We start from the raw sequence: 21767 nt of genomic DNA, 5'->3' as shown, positions 1-21767 counted from the left end.
CAGCGGCAATGAAACCGCTCTGCATCGAAAAGTGAAATGGTCATGCGCTCGCCTCAGCTTTGACCCCTGCCATGTATTGACCGACACAACTTTCATGACGTAAAGTTGATGTCTGCAATTTAACTTGAAAAATTGCAGTCAATAACGTACGGTCAACCGTAAGCCTAGCACATAGACGCCGGGCGAAGCGAATACAGGGGATTCAGATAGAGCATTCTACTTTCTGTGTGGTGCCGTTATGAAAACGATCAGTGGACAAAACCTTATCAAACGACTTGTGATGCTTCGCGGAAAGTTCCTATACGCCTCCGAGCGTAGCGGGGACTTCCGCCTCCATGGCGCCTTGAACGCCTTCGAGCAAGAGGTCATGGCGCTCCACCAGCGTGAAATCGACTTCGCCAGCATGGACGAAGGCAACCGTGCTCTGGACTTGTGGAGCGAGGTTCACGCGCTGGCGCTCAAGGCATTCTACGCGGTCGGCGGATCTCGCCGGGTCTATGGGTTGGGAGTGGAGCCGCCACCCCCGCCTCTGCCGCAATTTGGTCCGCCCCCGACACTGACCGGCTGGCCGGCGCCCACCTTCTCCCCTGCCTGACGACGAAGAAGGGAACTCATATGTACACGAGCAATTCGGCCGATGTGCCCGAGGTGAGGCCGCCGGACTACACGCGTTTTCTCAGGCTGAAGCGCGGCCGGCTCGGCAACTTGTTCCTTGAGAGCCGCCAGCCGTCGAATGACACCGAGCGCCGCCTCTCGATGCTCCGCGCCGCATACCTGGAGGAACTGCCCGGCCGGCATAGCCCCATCGTCATGGAACTGGCCGAGCGCACCGCTGCCGCGCAGATCGAGGCGGAAGTGGCCGAGGCGATTTGCGGCCCCCGCCACCCCATTACGCGGGAACGCTCCCGTGTGTTCGGCCGCCTCTACGGCACCATGCACGAGGCGCACACGCACCCCAATCCCGTTGAAGACGGCGAAACCGGCGAGGACTGACCATGCCCAGCTTTGAACATCACGAAACCGTGGCGTGGCCCAGCTACACCCGCGAGAAGTCCACCATCGCCCTGCCGCCCGCCGCTGCGGCGAAGCTGCGCGCGTTCGAGGACGAGAGCTTTGCTTCCGAGGCAGCGGCGCGGGCGGCGCGGAAGCGGCGCGACGAGGTGCTGCGCCCCGTCATCGAACTGCGCCGGGCGGTGGCAGAAGGGAGCCGGGACAGCGCATCGCCCCATCCCGTCAACGTGTCGGAACTCGCCCGGCTCGAACAGGAGCTTGAGCACCGCGAGGAAACGCTGCGGCGCTTTCAGTCGGCGCAGCGGGAAGCCGGCGGCCCGCTGGCTCGCATCCGGCAGGCCCTCGATACCCTTCCGGCCGGAACCGTGCTCGTCGCCGTTGAGGCCCGGGAGCCGAAGAAGGGCGCCACGCTCGTCACCGTCCGCGAGACCGTTGCTGGCCTGAAGCGTGACATCGCCAAGCTGGAGCATAGCGCGCCGACCGTCCAAGAGCAGATGGACGCGCTGCGAGGCGCCATTGCCGAGAAGGCGAAGGCCGGACGGCCGCGCATGGATCGGAGTGGCGGGTTGAAGGTTTCAGCCTTCACGAACTCCGGCACGGCCGCGCTTTCGGTGCTGTGCTGGTACGACGCGGAGGGCGTGCTCAAGCGGCTGGTTGAGGACGGCCTCCTGCACGAGGCCGGCGCCGTCCCGGCGGCCGAGAAGACAGCGGCGCTGGAAACCCTCCACGCCAACCTGTTCGAGGCCGAGGTGCTGGAAGAAGCCCTGATCCAGCGTGACGGTGGCACTCGTCGTGCCGACGCGGACTCGCTCGCTGTCCTCGGCCTCAGGGTCGAGGCCGGCGCCAAGCGCCGGGCCGCGTGATGATTCAAATTGCTCCCCCGGTGCCCCTGTCGCCGAGGTTGAGCATGGTGCTGGTGGGCGTGCGGACGACGACGCACGAAAGGCAGACGGCGAGTCGCCGGCCCTCATGGACCGTGGCAGCAATGCCAATGCCGGAACCGTCCCCACCAGCACCCCCGCTGATAGTGCAGCAACGGAAAGGACAACCGATGGACTTCCACGATTTCGCCAAGCGCAACGGAATGCAGATCACGAACGTCAAGCACGTGTTTCGCGGTCCCGATGGACGGCGCTACGAGCGGCTTGCGGACGGCTCCCGCGTTCCGCTCTCTGGCACCGCCCGTGATGGCGAAGTGCTCATGTTCTTCGATGGTGTGCCGCAAGACGGTGCGGGCGCCACGGGCGGCGGCTCGGCGGCCACACAGGACGCCACCGCGCCCACCACCTTTACCGATGCTTACGGCCGCGTGCTCGCTACGGGGCGCGGCCCGGAGCGGGACCGTGCGGAAGGGTTCCGCATCGCCACTGAAGCCCAGCTCGCCGACGCATGGAAGGCCGGCGACGCCGAGCCTGCGGACACGTCGGTGAACACCGGGGCCACCATCGCCCGGCACGGCGAGGGGGAACCCTCCGAGGTGAAGAAGGCCCGCGAGCGGTACGCGGAGGACTTGCGCAACGCGTGGCGCCAGCCCTGAGCCCGCCGTCATCTGGTGCCGCCGTCGCCATGGTGCTTACATGCACTTTCCCGGCGGCGGCATCAGCAATTACCGGTAAGTACTTACCGAGTGGCGCCCGTCATACGCCGTACATGGCCGCCAGAATCAGCCACATTTCGGCCTCACTTGGCCAGCCTTCTGCCCATGGGCGCCGCACGACGGCTCGGACTTGCTGCCCGGTTGGACGGGCTCACCGCTGCGGCGCCCACCATTCCCCCTCCCCTGTGCCAGTTACGGCAGCTAGGCTTACCTGCTGGCCGGAATAAGCGCCGTGGACGGCCGTTTTGGTCGGACAGCGACCACCCTAGCCGACACAACCCAAGCGCGAGTCTGGCGCCGCCGCTGGCGAGCCCTGCGGCCTTCCCGCCGGGCCATGTCGTCCGCCACGGCCCCCCCCTACCCCTAATCGCTAATCGGGAGTTTCTGACCCCACCTTCGCGCTGGAAATTCTCATCTCCAGTTTTTATGCTTTGAGGAGCCGGCGCCAAATTGGCCTGTCACAATCTTGGAGAGGTTAGCGTGGCCCGTGTATTTCAGGCTTCATTGCTGCTTTCGTTTGTCCTATCAGGTTGTGTTGCGCCAGATGCGGGCGCCGTTTACCGGCATTCTGAGCCAAAAAACGGCAAGCTGGTTCCGCTTACACCGGAAATATCAAAATCGATACACAGCGGCATAAAGAACGTGCTAAAATATCCGGACTCCGCTAAATTTGGAAATATTGTTGCTGGTGAGGTGGGCGGAAAAATTGTTGTTTGCGGATGGGTAAATGCCAGGAATTCATTTGGCGGATATACTGGAATGCAACCATTCACCGGGCACATGAGAAATCAAACTTCCGAATTTATCGTGTCCGCCATACATGACACTGATATTGGTCTTGATTGGGTGAGAAAGGACTGCTTCAAGGAAGGAATATATCTTCCCGACAGTCCTGCATAAATATTAAGGCTCCAACACAAAAAAAAAGGCGCCGAGAGGCGCCTTGGTATCGCTGGCACAGATGGAAAGTCAGGCTTCCGGCGCGGCCTCGTTCGGCGCCACCGCAGCCTCGATGACAACCGGCCGATGGCCGTGGAATTTCCTCCACGGGTAATACTCGACCCGCACATTCGTCTCGTTGAGGCCGGCAATGTGCTTGCCTGCCAGCACCTCCTTGACGGTGGGCGTCCGCCCGAGGTCGGCCATGGCCTTATCGCACGCCTGCCACGCGGCGGCGCAAAGCCCGCCCGCCGCCGGCTCCTTCACCCCGTTCTGTTCCCGGCGGACGAGGCCGGTGGCCGCCTTAAGTTGCGCCTCGCGGCTGGCGTCGGCCTTGGGCTTGGCGATGGGGGCCGTGGCGCCCTTGGCGACGGCCTTCGCTGCGGCCTTCGGCGCCGCCTGCGCGGGCGTCTCGCTGGCGGCCGGCTTGACCCCGGCCTTCGCGGGTGCCTTCGCCTTGGCGCGAGCCTTTTCCTTGGAGCTGAGGTCGGCAGTGTCGGTCTTCGTGGTCATGGTCATCATCCCTGTCTGCGGCGTTTGACGTGCGTCGCGAATACAACCTGTGATTGTAAGTCGGGTGATGTCAAACGAAAAAGCCCCCGCCACAGCGACGCGACGGGGGCCAGTGGGACCCGGCGAAGTGGTCAGGGGCGAATGCACGCCGGGCGACCTCGCTAGCGGTAAGTCCCGAACGCCTTGCAGACTTCCGAACCCGGATAGGCGTTCTTCAAGAGGCCATTCCGGATCTCCTTCGCCTTCTCATGGATCGGGCCTTCGTCGTCCCGCGTGAAGCCGTCCTGCCGGGCGAGATTGAGCACCGCGATGACCCGATCAATACCTCCGGTTGTTGGGGTACAACGCTGCACATAGGCCACCATCGCGCCATACCGCCAAACCTTGTCCTCGCTCGGTGCGGCAAACGCAGGTATCGTTGCCAGCACAATGGCGACGGCTCCGTAGGGAAGTCTCATCGTTGCCTCCTGTTCGACCGGAACGGCATCGCTTGAGCTACCATCATCGGGAGCCCCGCTGCCAGCACTTCGCACACGGCACAGAACTCAGCTTCGTTGATGCAGGCGAGTAGGAGCAGAAAGGGTTCGGTCGAAGTAGACTGGGTGCGGCACAATAATTAACAGATTATTTGCGTGCTTGACTGATTGAATGGCGACCCTACGAGCCGCCGCCTAGCCGCCCCGTTGGCGAGCCCAGCCCGCGCTTGTATAGCGCTTGTACGGCGCCACAGACGCTGCCATTAATGCGGAATAAGTTATTGAAATATATTTCTTTTTAAGAACACTAGATTAGTCATTCTGCCATTCCGCCAGCATGGCCGCCATGGTGGGCGGCGGCGCGAAGGCGAAGCCGGGCGAAGTCTCCCTCGCGCACAATGGCGTGCTGTTCCTGGACGAGTTGCCGGAATTCTCTCCGCAGGTCCTCGATTCCCTGCGTCAGCCCCTGGAAACGGGAGAGGTGCTGATCGCGCGCGCCAACCATCGCGTCACCTATCCCTCCCGCTTCCAGCTGATCGCGGCCATGAATCCGTGCCGGTGCGGGCGCGCCGGCGAGCCGGGCTTCACCTGCAAGCGCGGCGCGCGCTGCGCGGACGAGTATCAGGCCCGGCTGTCCGGCCCCTTCCTCGACCGCATCGACATTCATCTGGAAGTGCCGTCAGTATCCGCATCGGACCTCGTGCTGCCCGCCCCCGCGGAGGGCTCGCGGGAAGTGGCGGCGCGGGTCGCCATGGCGCGGGACATCCAGATGGAACGTTACGCCGCCTTCGGGCGGCGGGACGTGCGCACCAATGCGGAAGCCTCAGGCCCCCTGCTGGATCAGGTGGCGAGGCCGGACGCGGGCGGTGCAGCCCTCCTGCGGGACGCCGCGGACGCCATGCGCCTCAGCGCCCGCGGCTATCACCGGGTTCTGAAAGTGGCCCGCACCCTCGCCGATCTCGAAGGCGCCGACGGCATCGGCCGCCGACACCTCGCGGAGGCGCTCGCCTATCGCGCCGCCGCTGAACGTCCGCGGGCAGCCGCATGACCCCCACCCGCAAGCCAGGCGACGTCTTGCGCCGCCGCTTCAGGGCTCGTGCCGGGTCAGCGGACGGCGTTGATGGCGAGGCCTTCCAGATAGGTGATCTGCGCGAGGTCACCGGGCTGGACCTGCTGCAGGTCGGCAAGCACCTTGTCATTGGCTGCGCGCACAGTGCGCACGCCACCATCCGGCCCTTCGAAGGTGACCGTTCCAGCCCCCTTGTTCAGATCCACGAAGATGGCCGTGAGCGTCACCTCGCGCACGCCGAAGCCTTCGGGCCAGCCGGGCAGGCCTGCGTCCAGCACCAGCTCTTTCATCACCTCGCCGGGCTTGCCCTGCCGCGCCTTGCCGAGGGCGGTGACCACGCCGGGCGCCACGCGGATGATCAGCTTCTCGCCATTGCGAAAGAAGGTGAGGTCGCCCAGCAGCGGCGGCGCGAGCACCGCCCAGCGGCGACCGGAGGGATCTTCCAGCACCACGCGCCGCGTCACCGGGTCGGCGGAGACGAACCGCACCTGATAGGTGAGAACCGTGACCTGGCCGGCGCCCTCGACGACCACCGTTTCGACCTCGGCCGGGGCCGGCCGGGGCTGCGCGATAGCTGCGCCTGGCGCGATCTGCGTCAGTCCTGCGGCCAGCGCCGCAGCCGCGACGTTTCTACGAACAGCAAACATCATGCCCCCCTTGGAATCACGGGCTCCTGTGAGCCTGCGCCTCCCTCTGGCGCTAGCACCGCGCATGCCGCCCCACAAGGCGGGGGCCGCCGGTTTTCCGGTTCGCAACCGCTGTCGGGCCGTCTTGGAGCGCGATCCGGGCCATTGAACCCATTTGCCCGGCGAATCGCCCCCGAAATTCAGGAAAGAGCACGGCCCGAATCCCCGGCGACGGCATCTTTTGCGTAGCGCCGTCGCCGCTTGAATCCCGAGACGGGAGGTGCTGCTCCATTGTCACATGGGCGTCGGAAAACTATGGTGTTGGTGACGTTCATATCCCGGCAATCGAGAAGAACGGTTCCGGGAAGGGGTGGAGGAGTCGCCCCGTGTCACGGCACATGCCCTTCCGGGCCGGTGGTCCGGGGGCGGACGCGGATGTTCAGGGATGGCGCGCGCGCCGCAGGCGGCGGCCCGGGGAGGGGGTCGTTGCAATGAAACGCACAGGACAGACCGATCCAAGTTTCAGCCTGCCCGCCCTGTTCGGGCGCGGCATCGACGTTGCCCGAGATCTGGCACGCGATTTTGCCCGCGATCTCTCCAGGGACCTCTCCTGGGACGTGGCGCGAGATGACGCGCGGTCTGGCTTCGGGCCGGCCAGTTCCGGCCTCGGCGCCATCCGGCCCATGAGCCGCGAGAGCGCGTTCCACGCCCCGTTCGAAAAGACCATTGGACGGGCGGTGCCCGGCAAGCCCGCCATGCCCGTGCCGCAGAAGCTGGTGACGGATTTTCGCGCCTATTCGGGCATCCGCTACAAGGATGCGCTGCCGCCGGATCCGGAAGGGCTTGTCCTCGGGCGCCTCGGCGCGCTGGAAGTGCGGCTCGCCCGCACCGCGCGCGACGTGCGCCGCGCCCAGCGCCTGCGCTACAAGGTGTTCTACGAGGAGATGTCGGCGGTGCCCGATGGCGCCGCCCGCCTCGCCCGCCGCGACATGGACAGCTTCGACGCCATCTGCGAGCACCTGCTCGTGCTCGACCACGACGCGGGCAAGATGGTGCTCGGCCGGCGCAAGCCCAAGGTGGTCGGCACCTACCGCCTGCTGCGGCAGGAAGTCGCCCAGCGCCACGGCGGCTTCTACACCCAGGGCGAGTTCGACGTGAACGGCATCATCGCCGCCCACGCGAACCTCCGGTTCCTGGAACTCGGCCGCTCGTGCGTGTTGAAGCCCTACCGCAACAAGCGCACCGTGGAACTGCTCTGGCACGGCGTGTGGACCTACATCCTGCGCAACAAGATCGACGCCATGTTCGGCTGCGCGAGCCTTGAGGGCACCGACCCGGCGGCGCTCGCCCTGCCGCTTTCCTTCCTCCATCACAATGCGCTGGCGCCCGACGAATGGCGCGCGCGGGCCGTGGACGGCCGCCATGTGAGCATGGATCGCATGCCGAAGGCCGAGATCAACCCGAAAGCCGCGCTTCAAGCGCTGCCACCGCTCATCAAGGGCTATTTGCGTCTCGGCGGCTTTGTCGGTGACGGCGCGGTGGTGGACCACCAGTTCGGCACCACCGACGTGCTCATCATCCTGCCGGTCTCGGTGATCAGCCCCCGCTACGTGGAGCATTTCGGTCCCACCGCCAATCGCCACGCCATCTGAAGACACAAGTCCGGCGCCAGCGCCGCGGCCATTTGCCGGATCACCACCGCGCCTGAGCCGCTTGCCCATCGCCGGCCAAATGATCGAGGCCGTTGGTCGGCGGTGGCGTTTGGTCTAAAGCGGCATCTGATCGGATCCGGCTCCAAGAGTGACGGCGCCCCTTCTTACGGTCCGCAAGTCGCCAGACGGCGCGGGCCGGGGGCCGCCCCCTCGCGCGCGCAGCCGACGCCGAAGGGTTTGTCATGATCGAAATCACGCCCCGCATTGCCATCTCGGAGGACGAGATCGAACTCGCCTTCGTGCGCGCCTCGGGGCCGGGCGGGCAGAACGTGAACAAGGTGTCGAGCGCGGTCCAGCTGCGCTTCGATGCCGCCGGCTCGCCCAACCTGCCGGAGGGGGTGAAGAACCGGCTGGTCCGGCTGGCGGGAAGGCGGATGACGCAGGGTGGGGTGATCATCATCCAGGCGCAGCGTTTCCGCACCCAGGAACGCAACCGAGAAGATGCGCTCGCAAGGCTGGTCGAGCTTATCCGCAGCGCGACCATAGTGGCCCCCATCCGCCGGCCCACCCGGCCGACCCTCGGCTCCAAGGAGCGCCGGCTCGCCGCCAAGGAGCGGCGTGGCGAGGTCAAATCCCTGCGCCGAGACAAGCCACAGGCGGACTGATTGCGAGGGTTGCAATTCCGGACGCAAAACCGCTTCGCGCTTTGCTGGATTGCTCTAGCGCGCAGCCTTCAGCAGGCGGTCGGCGGCGGCACGGGCCTCGGCGGTCACGGTGGCGCCGGCCAGCATGCGCGCGATTTCCTCGCGCCGCGTGGCGGCGTTGAGCGGCGCCACCCGCGTGGTCACCGGCGCATCTTCCGCCAGGCCGTCCTGTCCTGGCGCGCCGTCTGCGGCAGCCTTGGCGATGAGCAGGTGGTGCCGGGCCCGCGCCGCCACCTGCGGCGCATGGGTCACGCACAGCACCTGAACCTTCTGGGCAAGCCGCCCCAGGCGCTGGCCGATGGCATCCGCCACCGCGCCACCGACGCCGGTGTCGATCTCGTCGAAGATGAGGGTGGGGGCGGAGCCGCGATCCGCCAGCACCACCTTCAGCGCCAGCAGGAACCGGGACAACTCGCCGCCGGACGCCACCTTCATGAGCGGCCCGGGCCGCGTGCCCGGATTGGTCCGAACCCAGAATTCCACCTGGTCGTAGCCGTCCGGCCCCGCCGCGGCCGGATCGCTCGTGACCTTGGTGATGAAGGCGGCGCGCTCCAGCTTCAAAGGCGGAAGTTCCGCCACCACCGCCGCGTCGAGCACGCCGGCCACGGCGTGGCGCTCCAGCGACAGGGCGGCGGCGGCGGCGCGATAGGCCGCTTCCGCCGCGGCGACGGTCGCCTCCAGTCGCGCCAGAGTGGCCGCGCTCTGGTCGAGGCGGTCGAGTTCGGCGGAAAACCGCGCGGCGACCGCCGGCAGATCGTCCACGCTCGCCCCGTATTTACGGGCCGCCGCGCGCAGCGCGAACAGCCGCTCTTCGATGCGCTCCAGTTCCGCCGGCTCGAAAGCGGCGTCCGCCAGGGCCGCCTCAAGATGGGCGCGGGCGGTCTCCAGCGCATCCAAAGCCTGGTCTATGGCCTCCACCGCGGGCCGCACCAGATCCTGCGCTTCGCCCGCCCGGCGCTCCAGCCGACGGACGGCAGCGGCCAGGGAGGGTATCGGGGAACTTCCGCCCGCCACCGCGTCGAGCGCCTCGTCGAGGTCGGCGGCAATCTTTTCCGAGCGCATCATCCCCGTGCGCCGCTCGGACAGCGTCGCCTCTTCCCCGGCCTCGGGCGCAAGGGTGGTCAGTTCCTCCACCGCATGGCGGGTGAAATCGGCCTCGCGGGCGGCAATCTCCAGCCGCTCCCGCTCGGCGCGGGCATCGGACAGGGCCACGCGCCACGCTTTCCACAAGGCGCCGACGGCCTCCGCCTGGGCGCCGATGCCACCGAAGGCGTCGACCACGGCACGATGGCTGGCGGGGTCCACCAGAGCGCGGTCGTCGTGCTGGCCGTGCAGTTCGATGAGGCTCGCGCCGATGACCCGGAGCGTCTGCACGCTCACCGATTCCTCGTTCACGCTCGCCCGCGTGCGCCCGTCCGCCATCTGGATGCGGCGGACCACGAGGGGGCCTTCGTCCGGCAGTTCGGCGGCGGCGAGGATGGCGTGGGCGGGATGGTCCGGGGACAGGTCGAAGGTGAGCGTCACCTGCCCCTTGGGCAGGCCATGCCGCACCAGGGCGCCATCTCCGCGCCCGCCAAGGGCGAGGGACACGGCATCGAGCAGGATCGACTTGCCCGCACCCGTCTCACCCGTGAGGACCGTGAGGCCTTCCGAGAGGGTGAGATCGAGCTTCTCGATAAGGACGATGTCCCGGATCGAGAGCGCTGCCAGCATGGATGATCAGCCAAGCCCCATCTTCTTGAACGCCTGGCTGATCCAGGACGCCTTGTTCTCTTGCGGTTCGACCCCTCCGGCCTGAACCAGCTTGTAGGCGTCCTTGTACCACGAACTGTCGGGGAAGTTATAGGCGAGTACGGCGGCGGCGGTCTGCGCCTCGCTCACCACGCCGAGGGCCATATAGGCCTCGGTGAGGCGGTACAGGGCCTCTTCCACCTGGCGCGTCGTCTGATATTGCGTCACCACCACCTTGAAGCGGTTGATGGCGCCCGTGTAGTTGCGCTGCTCCAGATAGTAGCGGCCGACCAGCATTTCCTTGCCGGCAAGCTGGTCGCGGGCGACCTCGATCTTCTTCTTCGCCGTGGCGGCATATTCGGTGTTCGGATATTTGCGCACCACATCATCGAGCGCGTCGAGCGCCTGGCGCGTCTTGCGCTGGTCGCGGGTGATGTCCGGAATATTCTCGTAGAGCGCGGAAGCAACCAGATATTGCGCATAGGCCGCGTCCTGCGATCCGGGATAAAGCGCGGTGTAGCGCCTCCCGGTTGCGATGGCCTCGTCGTATTTGCCCGCCTCGAAATAGGAATAGGTGGTCATGAGCAGCGACTTGCGTGCCCATTCCGAATAGGGGTGGGTCTTGTCCACATCCTCGAAGCGCTTGGCGGCCTTCTCCGGCTCCTGCCGGCGCAGCAGGGTCAGGCCCTCATTATAGATCTTTTCCGCGGGCTCGTCGGGGGGCAGCACGTCGTCCTTGTCGCTGGCGCAGCCGGTGACAAGCAGGCCCATGACCAGGGCCAGTGCCAGCGTTCCGCCGCGGACGACGGCGCGCACCTTCAGGACCTCGTAAAAGAATCGCATCACGGTTCAGCTTCCGTCCCGCGCCCCAGGGCGCCGCTTGTAAAGGAGGATGTCCGGTCGGGACATGGCGCCACAGGGGCGCCGCCCGACCTTGGTCCTCGCCCGTCGTTGGAGCCTGTTCCCATATCCGGCTTGAGGCGCCGGCCATGGAACACGCACCTGCCACAGCTTCGTTCCCGCCGCGTCTTCCCCATCCGGCCCCGCCCGCCGGGCCGGAGGAAAAAATTTCCGTCTCCGCGCTATCGGGGCTTTCGGTCGGCAATGTGGCGGAGCGGCGGCATGGCCGTGCCCGTGGTCAGCCAGCGCCGCACTGTGGCGTCCCCGCAACGCCGGCTCACGACCTGTTCGGCCCCGGCCGGATGACACAGGCCGGAGCCCGCTTTTTCGATGGGTTCGGGCTCCACTGGTGCAGATCCAGCCCCAATGAACGGGAATCCAGGTTAAAAAACCGCAAGCGTCCGCGCGATCCGGCCGCGAAGGCCACCCCAAACGCAAACGGCGCCCGGGAGGGCGCCGTCGAAACGCGAGCAAAGAGCCGATCAGACTTCCGGCGCGAACACCGGCACCGGAGCCGAGACCCCCATGTCGGCGCCCACCGTATCGCGCACGGGACGGGCCGGGGCCTCCACCACCGCATAGGCGGAACGGTCGGAGAAAAGGGCGTCCACCACCTGGTAGTTCAGCTTGTGGCCGCCGCGGAAGGAGCGGTAGCGGGCCAGCAGGGGCAGGCCGGAGAGCGCAAGGTCGCCCACCGCGTCGAGGGCCTTGTGCCGCACGAATTCGTCGGTGAAGCGCAGGCCGCCCTCGTTCATCACGCCGGCCTCGTCGAGGCACACGGTGTTTTCCAGCGCCGCCCCGCGGGCATAGCCGGCGGCGCGCAGGCGCTCCACGTCCTTCAGGAAGCCGAAGGTGCGGGCGCCGGCCAGTTCGCGGCGGAACACGGCGGGGGACATGGTGGCGGCGAAGCGCTGGCGACCGATGGCGTCGTGGGCGAACTCGATCTCCACCTCAAGGCGGAAGCCCGCATCATAGGGCAGGAGTTCGCCGAAGGAGGCGCCGTTTTCCACGCGAACCGGCTTCAGAACCTTGAGATATTTGCGGCGGCCGCGCACCTCGGTGACACCGGCGGCATCGATGGCGGCCACGAACTGGGCGGCGCTGCCGTCGAGGATCGGAACTTCCGGACCGTCGATCTCCACCACCGCATTGTCGATCGCCAGGCCGTGGAAGGCCGCGAGAAGATGCTCGACGGTGGAGACAAGGGCGCCGGACCGATCACCGAGGACGGTGGCAAGGTCGGTGGCCTGAACCGAAGTGCGGCTCACGACGGCCTTGCGCGGTGCCTGATCGGCAAAAGAGCGGATGAAGACGATACCGGTGTTCGCGAGAGCAGGCTTCAGGGTGAGGGTGGCATCGACAGCCGCATGGACACCCGCACCTTGGAGCGTGATCTCGCGAGCCAGTGTCGTCTGCATGTCGATGCGTCCCGTATCGGAGATGGGGTCCGGTGCCTCAAGGCTGCCGCAACCCGTCCCTCAAACCTTCACCTTGCGTTCCCACTTTCGCCTCGGTTGTACCAACAAACTGTCAACGCGAGCCGTGTGGAACCTTTGGAATGGGTGCACCCTAGTCGCCGGAACAGGCCACGCCAAATCACGCTTGCCTACCAACTGTTACCAAGCTTCCGCTTCAATTTTCCATTAACTATCAAATTGTTAGAGCAGCCGCCGCGGAGCGCCCCGCCGCGTCTGTTACAGGCGGCGCGAGACCCTCGCGGGTTCGGCCTGCGCGCATCACGCCCGCTCCCGGCCCCGGCCCATACGAAACCGGCACCGGTCTTGCGACCGATGCCGGTTGGAAAACAAAGCCTCTGGTTGCAGCCGGACGGAGGACGGGGGGACACCTCCCGGCCGGTCGCTTCACCCGCGATCCCGGAGACGCGAAGGCATCCGGGAGCGCCCTTGATCAGGCTCCGCGCCGGCGCCTCAATTGGCCTGGCGACGCAGGAAGGCGGGGATCTCCAGCTGGTCGTCCTCGTGGTGCGGGCCCGGACGGGACGGCACTTCGGCGGCCGGACGGGCCGGCGGACGCTTGGCGAATTCCGACACCGGCGGCTCGCCGGCACGGCCCGGCAGGGTCGGACGCACGTCACGGGTCTCGGGGCGAGTCTCCTGGCGGGTCTCTTGGCGGGTCTCCTGCCGCGGCTCGACGGGACGGCGCTCGGGGGCGCGCATGCTCGGCTGGTCGCGGCGCTGGGGCTCCGGCTCCTCCTCGCGGCGACCCACATGGGCAAGGCGCTGCAGGAGGGTCATGCGCTTCTTGTCGGGCTGCGCCTGCTCCACCGGCGGCTCGCCACGCTGGGCGCGGATCTGGTTCTGGCCGGGCAGCGGCAGCTCGTCCACGCGCGGCATGCGCTGGCTGCGCGGGCGCTGGCCCTGCGGCGGGATGTAGGGCGCGAACTCGTCCTCCACCATGGGGGCCGGCGGAGCGGCCGGCTCCGGCTCGGCGAAGTAGGCGGGCTTGGGCGCCGCGGCGCGGATGGTCACGTCGTCGATGGCGACCGCCTGCTGGGGCGCCGGCGCGGCGGGCGCATAGGCCTGCGGGGCATAAGCCGCATGGGCCTGCCCGGCCTGGGCCTGGGCATCCTCCATGCCGATGAGATCCTCGGCCGAGATGGAAGCGACGGCGGTGCGGATCTGCGCCTCGCGGCTCGCCTCGACGGCGGCGCGGCCGGCGTTGGAGATCTTGCGGCCGGCGAGATCGGGGAAGCGCTCGGCGCCGGGGCTGATCTGGTCGGGGATGACCGCCGGGTCGATGCCGGTGGCCACCACGGAGACGCGGATGATGCCGTCCAGCACCTCGTCGAAGGTGGCGCCGAGGATGATGTTGGCGTCGGGGTCCACTTCCTCGCGGATGCGGGTCGCCGCCTCGTCCACCTCGAACAGCGTCATGTCCTTGCCGCCGGTGATGGAGATGAGCAGGCCGCCGGCCCCGCGCATGGAGGTCTCGTCCAGCAGCGGATTGGCGATGGCGGCCTCGGCGGCCTGGATGGCGCGCTTGTCGCCGGAGGCCTCGCCGGTGCCCATCATGGCCTTGCCCATGTCGCGCATCACGGCGCGCACGTCGGCGAAGTCGAGGTTGATGAGGCCTTCCTTCACCATCAGGTCGGTGATGCAGGCGACGCCCGAATAGAGCACCTGGTCGGCCATGGCGAAGGCGTCGGCGAAGGTGGTCTTCTCGTTCGCCACCCGGAACAGGTTCTGGTTGGGGATGACGATGAGGGTGTCGACGCTCTTCTGCAGCTCGCTGATGCCGTGCTCGGCGACGCGCATGCGCCGGGCGCCCTCGAAGTGGAAGGGCTTGGTCACCACCCCCACGGTGAGGATGCCGAGCTCACGGGCGGCCCGCGCCACCACGGGAGCGGCCCCGGTGCCGGTGCCACCGCCCATGCCGGCGGTGATGAACACCATGTGCGAGCCGGACAGGTGGTCCCGGATCTCGTCGATGACTTCCTCGGCCGCGGCGCGGCCCACTTCCGGCTGCGAGCCGGCGCCGAGACCCTCGGTCACCGCCACGCCCATCTGCACCACACGCTCGGCCTTGGTGAGCGAGAGCGCCTGGGCGTCGGTGTTCGCCACCACGAACTCTACCCCGTGGAGGCCCGCGGTGATCATGTTGTTCACCGCGTTGCCACCAGCACCGCCCACACCGAACACCGTGATTCGGGGACGAAGCTCACGAATGTCGGGCATCTGAAGATTGATCGTCATGCTTTTGCTCCGTCGAACCCGATCGGCCTGTCCGCCTCTCACGAATCCTGTCTGACCACTTTGTTAGCCCAGGCTTCGTTAACCATGTCTAAAAGCTGTCCTTCAGCCAGCGTCCCACGCGGCCGAAATAATTCGGGCTTTCGCCCACCACCGCCTGCCTCCGGCGGGGTTCGAAGTGTTCCAATCCTGCCACCTGAGGGTAAACAAGAAGGCCTGCTGTCACCGCGAATGCCGCCCCGCGCGCCGCTTCCGGAAGCCTGGAAACGCCAAGCGGGCGGCCGATGCGCACCTGCGGCCCGATGAGCCGCGCCACGAGGTCCGGCAGGCCCTGGAGCTGCGCCGCGCCGCCGGTGAGCACGATGCGCCGGCCGGCATCGCCCGCGTGTCCGGAGGCCTTCAGGCGATCACGCACCAGTTCGACAATTTCTTCCGCCCGGGGGCGGACGATGGTGACGAGGCGCGATTTCGGCACCATGTGCGGCTGGTCGCGCGAATCACCCGACAGGGGCGGCACGGTGAGCATGTCGTGGTCGTCGGAGGAGACCGCCACCACGGCGCCGTGCAGGGCCTTCATGCGCTCGGCGTCGGCAAGGCGCGCCGGCAGGCCACGGGCGACATCGTTGGTGATGTGCTGGCCGCCCAGGGCCACGCCGTCCACGTAGAGGCAGTGGCCGCCGGCGACGATGGCGAAGGTGGTGGTGCCGGCCCCCATGTCGATGAGGGTGACGCCCAACTCCATCTCGTCGTCAGTCAGCGAGGACAGCGCCGCCGCATAGGGCGCCGCCACCATGGCCTCGATGGAGAGATGGCAGCGCTCCACGCACAGCACGAGGTTCTTCAGCGCCGTGAGGTCGGCGGTGATGACGTGCATATCGGCGCCGAGCTGGCGCCCCAGCATGCCGCACGGCTCGCCGATGCCGCGCCGCCCGTCCAGCGAATAGCCCACCGGCAGGGCGTGCATCACCGCCTGCCCGTCGCCCACGCCGTAGGTGGAGGCGGCCTCCAGCACGCGGCGGATGTCGAACTCCTCCACCGCCGGGGCGGTGAGGCGCACGGCGGCTTCATAATGCTGGGAGGCAAGCCGCCCGCCGGAGACGCCCACCACCACGGAGGCGATCTGCACCCCCGAGGCGCGCTCGGCCATGTCCACGGCCTGGCGGATGGCGAGTTCCGCCTTGGCCATGTCCACGATGGCGCCGCCCTTGATGCCATGGGCGCGGGTGTGGCCGATGCCGAGCACGTCGATGGCGTGGGTGCGCCGGGTGAGCACATCCGATGCACCGCGCGGCTTCAGCCGTGCGATGGCGCACACCACCTTGCTGGTTCCGATGTCGAGCACGCCGACGATGCCGCTCTTCTTCGGCGGCATCGGGCGCATCTTCGGCGCGAAGCCCTGGGCGAGCCTGTGCCTCATGCTGGGCCTCCCTTTTTAGCCTTGGCCCGCGCCTTGAGCATCTGCGCACGGGCGTCGGCAGCGGCATCCGAAAGCCGGACCACGACGCGGTCCGGCAGGCGCAGGTCCACGATGGAAATGTCGCGGCTGAGCAATTTTTTCTCGCGGTCGAGATCCATGAGCGCGACCAGTGCCTCCTCCAGGCCCTCTTCCGGCAGTCGCACGTCGATGCCGTTGCGGATCTTCAGCGTCCACCGACGCTCGGCGACGCGGATGGCGGCGCGCACCTGGTCGCGCAGGGCCGGGACCCGGGCCAGCGCATCCACCACCTCGCCCACCTTCTTCTGCGCGCCCTCGCCCACCACGATGGGCAGTTGCACGTAGCGCGGATCGTCCGAATAGGGCGCGATGGGGATGCCGTCGCGGGCGATGACCTTCAGCTCGCCGTTGACCTGCCACAGGGCGAACGCCTGCCGCTCGGCCACCGCGATGTCGATGCGGTCGGGATAGAACTTGCGCACGCTGGCCGACGCGATCCACGGCAGCGCCTCAAGGCGGGCGCGCATCTCGTCGGCATTGAGGAACAGGATGGAGGTGGAGGACTTGATGCCCGCCGTCTCCAGGATTTCCGCCGGGGTCACGTGGTTATGGCCGGAAATGTTGACTTCCTTGACCTTGAAGCCGGCCACGTTGCCGGCCGCATCCGCCACATCGACCACAATGCCCTTGGCCGTCTCCGCATGGCCGCCGAGCATGACGCCGTAGGCGGTGAAGCCGCCCACCACGGCGATGGTCAGGAGGCTGGCGCTGCGCCGGCCCAGCCGCGAGCCGGCGAGACGCACCGTCAGGCGGCGCAACAGAAGCGCCATGCGGCTCGTGGGGCGTGGATCGATGGCGAGACGCTTGTGCCGGCCCGGAGGCGGCACGGGAGCGGGACGCTGCGGCGGTCGTCTCCCCGCCTCGGGGCGGGGTCTTAGCGCTCCAGCGAAGCGTCCTCCACCATCCATGTCACAAGCTCACCGAATGAGATGCCCGCGTGGGCGGCCAGTTCCGGCACCAGAGACGTCTGCGTCATCCCGGGCTGGGTGTTCACCTCGAGGCAGATCAGGCCGGAGCCATCCTGTCTCGAAGGGTCGAATCGAAAGTCGCTCCGCGACACCCCCCGGCATCCGAGAGCTCGGTGCGCCGTGAGGCTTAACATCTGCACCCGTTGGTAAATTTCGGGTAAAATCCGGGCCGGAAGAATGTGCTGCGAGCCGCCCGGTGCATATTTGCTTTCGTAATCGTAAAACTTCTGTGTGGACTCGATCTCGATCACGTCCAGCACCTTGTCGCCCATCACCGCGCAGGTCAGTTCAAGGCCGGGAATAAATTCTTCGGCCAGGAGATTTTCTCCGTGCGACCAGTCCTCCCGGGTCAATTCCTGCGGCGGATGGGCCTGGTCCTCGCGCACGATGAACACGCCGACGCTGGACCCCCCCGCATTGGGTTTCAGCACGTAGGGGGTGGGCATGATGTGCGCCTTCGCCGCCTCGGCGCGGGAGACGAGGCCGCCCTTCGCCACCGGGACGCCGGCGGCGGCCAGCATGATTCGCGCCTGCGCCTTGTCCATGGCGAGGGCCGAGGCCAGCACGCCGGAATGGGAATAGGGGATGCGCAGGATTTCCAGGATGCCCTGGATGGTGCCGTCCTCGCCCGGCTGGCCGTGCAGCACGTTGAACGCCACGTCGGGCGCAAGATTGGTCAGCACCTCGGCCACGTCGCGGCCCACGTCCACGCGGGTGACGTGGTAGCCCGCCGCCTCCAGCGCGGCGGCGCAGGCGGCGCCGGAGCGCAGGGAGACTTCGCGCTCGGAGGACCAGCCGCCCATGAGCACCGCCACGTGTTTCGCCATGACCTTGTTCCCGATCTGATCGCCGGCGCCCGGATGAACGCGCCTTGAGCTGCCGTGGGGCCGGCGCCCCAAAATGGCGCGGTTGCCTTGCGCCTTTGCTAATGGCCCGCTCAGGATGCGGCCGGCAGGCCGATGCGCTTGATTTCCCATTCCAGCTCGATGCCGGAATGGGCCTTCACCCGGCGCCGCACTTCCTCGCCCAGCCCCTCGATCTCGGCAGCGGTGGCGCCGCCCAGATTGATGAGGAAGTTGGTGTGCAGCTCGGATACCTGCGCCCGGCCGATGGTGAGACCGCGGCAGCCGGCGGCGTCCACCAGCTTCCAGGCACTGGTGCCCGGCGGGTTCTTGAAGGTGGACCCACCGGTGCGGCTCTTGATGGGCTGGGTCGCTTCCCGGCTTTCGGTGATCTTCGCCATCTCGGCGGCGATCACCGCCGGATCGCCGGGGCGGCCCTCGAACACGGCGCGGGTGAAGACCACGTCCGCCGGCACGGCGCAATGGCGGTAGGTGAAGCCCATTTCCGCGTTGGTGAAGCTCACCTTCTCGCCGGCGCGGGTGATGGCGTCCGCACGCACCAGCACGTCCTTGGTCTCGCCGCCATAGGCGCCGCCGTTCATGCGCAGGGCACCGCCCACGGCGCCGGGAATGCCGCGCAGGAAGGAGAAGCCGGCAAGGCCCGCATCGGCCGCCGCCCGCGCCACCTTCACGTCCGGAACGCCGGCGCCGGCGATGATGCGGTTGCCCTCCATCGCGATATCCGTGAAGCCGCGGGCAAGGCGGATCACCACCCCCGGCACGCCGCCGTCGCGCACGATGAGGTTGGAGCCGAGGCCGATGACGGTGACCGGCACCTTAACCGGCAGGCCGGCGAGGAAGCTCGCGAGATCGTCCTCGTCCGCCGGCACGAACAGCAGCTGGGCCGGCCCCCCGGCCCGGAACCAGGTGAATTCGGCGAGCGGCGCGTTGGCCTTCAGGGAGCCGCGCAGGCCCGGAAGACGCGTCATGAGGCCGGGAACCAGATCCTCGAAGCCCTGTCCTGCCGGGAGTGTCTCTGCCACGCTCATCCTGCCCGTCCGTCCATCCTGTGGGTCGCTCTCCCACAACAGGGTCGCGAGGGCAAGCATCGCCGGCTTTTGCCGGGCCGCCATGCCGTGGCATCATGGCGGACCATTCGCCCTCCCCCCTTTCGCCTGGAGCTGCCCCCATGAGCGAAGACCTCCGAAATGACATCGGCGCAGATCCGTCGCCGCCGCCCGACACCAAGCTCACCACCACCAAGCAGCGCTGGGCGCAGGAAGGGCGCTTCCTGACCGGCCGCGTCACCCGCCCGGAGACCGAGCGCCTGCCCGCCGGCCAGCACCTGGTGAAGGACTGGCCGGTGCTCGACCTCGGCGTGACGCCGGTGGTGACACGGGAGGCCTTCCGCCTCGACGTGACCGGCGCGGTGGAGACCGCCCTGTCGCTGGACTGGGACGGCTTCCGCGCCCTGCCGCAGACCCGCACTGTCAGCGACATCCACTGCGTCACCACCTGGTCGCGCTACGACAACGCCTTCGAGGGCGTCTCCACCCGCGAGTTGCTGGAGCGGGTGAGGCCCGCGCCCCACGCGGCGGCGGTGATGCTGCATTCCTACGACGGCTACACCACCAACCTGCTGCTGGAGGATTTCGCCGCCGAGGATGCGGTGATCGCCCATTCCTGGGAGGGGGCGCCGCTCACCCGCGAGCATGGCGGGCCGGTGCGGCTGGTGGTGCCGCACCTGTATTTCTGGAAGAGCGCCAAGTGGCTGAAGGGCATCGAGTTCATCGCCCGCGATACCGCCGGCTTCTGGGAGGCGCGGGGCTACCACATGCGCGGTGACCCCTGGGCCGAGGAGCGCTATTCGGGCGATTGAGCGCCGCGCCGCTCCACCTTCGGCCCGACGCGGATCAGGCCGCCGCCCGGCGGGCAAGATCGGAGCGGGCGAACAGCTCCGCCACCCAATCCACGAACACACGCAAACGGTTGGAGAGGTGGCGGCTCGGCGGGTAGACCACATGGATGGGCATGGCGCCCGCGGTCCAGTCGGTGAGCACGCGCACCAGCGCGCCGGATGCAAGGTGCTCGTCCACCTGGAACACCGGCGCCTGGATCACGCCGAGCCCGGCAAGGCCGGCGGCGATATAGGCGTTGCCGTCGTTGCAGGCCATGCGGTAGTGGCCCGTCACCTCCACCACCTCGGAGCCGCGGACGAACTCGAACGGGTGGTAGCGCCCCGTCAGCGCGCTGAAATAGCGGACCACCGCGTGGCCGCCGGCCTCGAAATCCTGCGGATGTGAGGGCGTACCATAACGGGCGATGTAGGCGGGGGCCGCCACCGCCTCGAAGCTCAGTTCGCCGATGCGGCGGGCCACCAGATTGGGGTCGTGGATCTCGCCCACGCGGATCACGCAATCCACATTCTCCCCCAGCAGATCCACCGGCCGGTCGGTGCAGCCCACGTCGAGCGCGATATCGGGGAAGCGGGCGAGGAAATCCGGCAGCGCCGGGATCAGCAGGCGGGTGGCAAGGGAAGGTGACAGGTCGATGCGCAGCCGCCCCTGCGGCAGGGCCTGGGCCGTGGAGAGGGTCCCATCGAGTTCGTCGAGGTCGTTGAGGATCAGCAGCGCCCGCTCGTAATAGGCCGCCCCGTCCGGGGTCACGGTGACGCGCCGCGTGGTGCGGTTGAACAGGCGCGTGCGCAAATGCTGCTCCAGCGATTGCACATGCTTGGTCAGCGTCGCCTTGGGCATGTCCATGAGGTCGGCGGCGCGGGTGAAATTCCCGGTCTCCACCACCCGCACGAACGCCCGCATCGCAGCAAGCTGGTCCATGTCCCGACCTCTCGCGCTTAGGATGCCGTATCATTATTCACATTTATGAACAATGATACCATGTTTCGCAGCTTTATCGACGATATATAGATCAATATCGTTCTCGCACTGCACAAGGCGGCCTCTGCCGCCGGCATTGAGGACGGTTCGCGATGGCCCCCGACTGGCGAGAGACCCACCTTCAGACGGAAGCCGGCCCCATGCCGGCCCGCCTGTATGGTGCCCGTCCCGCCAAGGGCGCGGCTCCGCTTATTTTACACCTGCACGGCGGTGCTTTCACCGGCGGCACGCTGGAGGGCGGCGCCTATATTGCCGCCCTGCTCGCGGATGCCGGCGCCGTGGTGGTATCGGTGGACTATCCGCTGGCCTGCGCGCATCCCTTCCCCTTCGCCCTGACCGCCGCCTTCGGCGCGCTGGCCACCCTCTACAGCCGCCGGGCCGAGTTCGCCGGCCGCAATGCCCCGCTTTACGTGGCCGGGGAGGAATCGGGTGGCAACCTGGCCGCCGGCCTCGCCATGATGGCCCGTGACCAGCAAGCGCCCCCCCTCGCCGGGCAGATCCTCATCTCCCCCATGCTCGATCCGAGCCTCGCCACCGCCTCGCTGCGCGCGGCCGAGGCCGGCACGTGCGGCTGCAAGTGGGCGGACGGCTGGCAGAAATATCTGGGCTCCCCCGAGAAGGCCGCCCACCCCTACGC

21 protein-coding genes and 1 pseudogene are annotated in these 21767 nt (G+C 67.6%); 10 read left to right on the top strand and 12 right to left on the bottom strand.

The genetic code is table 11. The features are described 5' to 3' along the window. Positions 1-238 precede the first annotated feature (238 nt). The 5 genes from K9U41_RS09065 to K9U41_RS09045 all read left to right on the top strand — a co-directional run bounded on the left by K9U41_RS09065 (position 239) and on the right by K9U41_RS09045 (position 3508). Positions 239-595, top strand: a complete 357-nt coding sequence (locus tag K9U41_RS09065) for a hypothetical protein (protein ID WP_282640518.1) — start codon at positions 239-241, stop codon at positions 593-595. A 20-nt stretch (positions 596-615) separates the two neighbouring features. After that, on the top strand, positions 616-993 hold the full coding sequence (locus K9U41_RS09060; protein ID WP_282640517.1) for a hypothetical protein: 378 nt from the start codon (positions 616-618) through the stop codon (positions 991-993). Between the two features lie 2 nt (positions 994-995). Further along, on the top strand, positions 996-1874 hold the full coding sequence (locus tag K9U41_RS09055) for a hypothetical protein (protein ID WP_282640516.1): 879 nt from the start codon (positions 996-998) through the stop codon (positions 1872-1874). A 188-nt stretch (positions 1875-2062) separates the two neighbouring features. Continuing rightward, positions 2063-2548: a hypothetical protein gene (locus tag K9U41_RS09050; protein WP_282640515.1), complete on the top strand. Its 486-nt coding sequence runs from the start codon at positions 2063-2065 to the stop codon at positions 2546-2548. Positions 2549-3088: 540 nt separating this feature from the next. Then, complete coding sequence (locus K9U41_RS09045) at positions 3089-3508, top strand: hypothetical protein (RefSeq protein WP_282640514.1); 420 nt, start codon at positions 3089-3091, stop codon at positions 3506-3508. 69 nt (positions 3509-3577) lie between these two features. Here K9U41_RS09045 and K9U41_RS09040 read toward each other — a convergent pair whose 3' ends face one another. After that, the gene (locus K9U41_RS09040; RefSeq protein ID WP_282640513.1) at positions 3578-4060 is read right to left on the bottom strand and encodes a hypothetical protein; all 483 of its coding nucleotides are present in this window, start codon (positions 4058-4060) and stop codon (positions 3578-3580) included. A 161-nt stretch (positions 4061-4221) separates the two neighbouring features. Then, positions 4222-4518 carry a hypothetical protein gene (locus tag K9U41_RS09035; RefSeq protein ID WP_282640512.1) on the bottom strand — a complete coding sequence of 99 codons (297 nt, stop codon included), beginning with the start codon at positions 4516-4518 and terminating at the stop codon, positions 4222-4224. Positions 4519-4861: 343 nt separating this feature from the next. On the opposite strand from K9U41_RS09035, the pseudogene K9U41_RS09030 reads away from it, so the two are divergent. Continuing rightward, a pseudogene (locus K9U41_RS09030) lies at positions 4862-5584 on the top strand (ATP-binding protein); the annotation flags it as partial. 56 nt (positions 5585-5640) lie between these two features. Here K9U41_RS09030 and K9U41_RS09025 read toward each other — a convergent pair. Then, on the bottom strand, positions 5641-6255 hold the full coding sequence (locus K9U41_RS09025) for a hypothetical protein (protein WP_282640511.1): 615 nt from the start codon (positions 6253-6255) through the stop codon (positions 5641-5643). Between the two features lie 467 nt (positions 6256-6722). On the opposite strand from K9U41_RS09025, the gene K9U41_RS09020 reads away from it, so the two are divergent. Then, positions 6723-7883 (top strand): GNAT family N-acetyltransferase, encoded by a 1161-nt coding sequence (locus K9U41_RS09020; RefSeq protein ID WP_282640510.1) that lies wholly within the window; start codon positions 6723-6725, stop codon positions 7881-7883. A 242-nt stretch (positions 7884-8125) separates the two neighbouring features. Then, positions 8126-8548, top strand: coding sequence for an alternative ribosome rescue aminoacyl-tRNA hydrolase ArfB (gene arfB, locus K9U41_RS09015; RefSeq protein WP_282640509.1), 423 nt, complete (start codon positions 8126-8128; stop codon positions 8546-8548). A gap of 54 nt (positions 8549-8602) precedes the next feature. Here arfB and recN read toward each other — a convergent pair whose 3' ends face one another. The 8 genes from recN to murB form a co-directional block, all read right to left on the bottom strand. Continuing rightward, positions 8603-10300 carry a DNA repair protein RecN gene (recN, locus tag K9U41_RS09010; RefSeq protein ID WP_282640508.1) on the bottom strand — a complete coding sequence of 566 codons (1698 nt, stop codon included), beginning with the start codon at positions 10298-10300 and terminating at the stop codon, positions 8603-8605. A gap of 6 nt (positions 10301-10306) precedes the next feature. Then, positions 10307-11161: an outer membrane protein assembly factor BamD gene (locus tag K9U41_RS09005; RefSeq protein WP_282640529.1), complete on the bottom strand. Its 855-nt coding sequence runs from the start codon at positions 11159-11161 to the stop codon at positions 10307-10309. Positions 11162-11700: 539 nt separating this feature from the next. Then, a complete protein-coding gene (gene lpxC / locus K9U41_RS09000) occupies positions 11701-12636 on the bottom strand; it encodes a UDP-3-O-acyl-N-acetylglucosamine deacetylase (protein WP_282640507.1) in 936 nt (311 codons plus the stop codon). A 510-nt stretch (positions 12637-13146) separates the two neighbouring features. Next, positions 13147-14931 carry a cell division protein FtsZ gene (ftsZ, locus tag K9U41_RS08995; RefSeq protein WP_282640506.1) on the bottom strand — a complete coding sequence of 595 codons (1785 nt, stop codon included), beginning with the start codon at positions 14929-14931 and terminating at the stop codon, positions 13147-13149. 88 nt (positions 14932-15019) lie between these two features. After that, positions 15020-16345 (bottom strand): cell division protein FtsA, encoded by a 1326-nt coding sequence (ftsA, locus tag K9U41_RS08990; RefSeq protein WP_282640505.1) that lies wholly within the window; start codon positions 16343-16345, stop codon positions 15020-15022. Beyond that, positions 16342-17193 carry a cell division protein FtsQ/DivIB gene (locus K9U41_RS08985; RefSeq protein WP_282640504.1) on the bottom strand — a complete coding sequence of 284 codons (852 nt, stop codon included), beginning with the start codon at positions 17191-17193 and terminating at the stop codon, positions 16342-16344. Before K9U41_RS08985 ends, ftsA begins: the two co-directional genes overlap by 4 nt. A gap of 104 nt (positions 17194-17297) precedes the next feature. After that, positions 17298-18218: a D-alanine--D-alanine ligase gene (locus K9U41_RS08980; protein ID WP_282640503.1), complete on the bottom strand. Its 921-nt coding sequence runs from the start codon at positions 18216-18218 to the stop codon at positions 17298-17300. 110 nt (positions 18219-18328) lie between these two features. Beyond that, positions 18329-19282 carry a UDP-N-acetylmuramate dehydrogenase gene (murB, locus tag K9U41_RS08975; RefSeq protein WP_432715762.1) on the bottom strand — a complete coding sequence of 318 codons (954 nt, stop codon included), beginning with the start codon at positions 19280-19282 and terminating at the stop codon, positions 18329-18331. Between the two features lie 140 nt (positions 19283-19422). On the opposite strand from murB, the gene K9U41_RS08970 reads away from it, so the two are divergent. Beyond that, positions 19423-20112, top strand: a complete 690-nt coding sequence (locus K9U41_RS08970; protein ID WP_282640502.1) for a sulfite oxidase-like oxidoreductase — start codon at positions 19423-19425, stop codon at positions 20110-20112. 34 nt (positions 20113-20146) lie between these two features. Here K9U41_RS08970 and K9U41_RS08965 read toward each other — a convergent pair whose 3' ends face one another. After that, positions 20147-21070, bottom strand: coding sequence for a LysR family transcriptional regulator (locus K9U41_RS08965; protein ID WP_282640501.1), 924 nt, complete (start codon positions 21068-21070; stop codon positions 20147-20149). Between the two features lie 200 nt (positions 21071-21270). Between K9U41_RS08965 and K9U41_RS08960 the strand changes: the two genes are divergently transcribed. After that, on the top strand, positions 21271-21767 hold a 497-nt coding region (locus K9U41_RS08960; protein WP_282640500.1), incomplete at its 3' end, for an alpha/beta hydrolase fold domain-containing protein.

This window comes from Xanthobacter autotrophicus (genome assembly GCF_029991245.1).
Lineage (GTDB): Bacteria > Pseudomonadota > Alphaproteobacteria > Rhizobiales > Xanthobacteraceae > Xanthobacter > Xanthobacter autotrophicus_C.
Note: the sequence above shows the minus strand (reverse complement) of the source record. Positions and strands in the feature narration are given on the sequence as shown.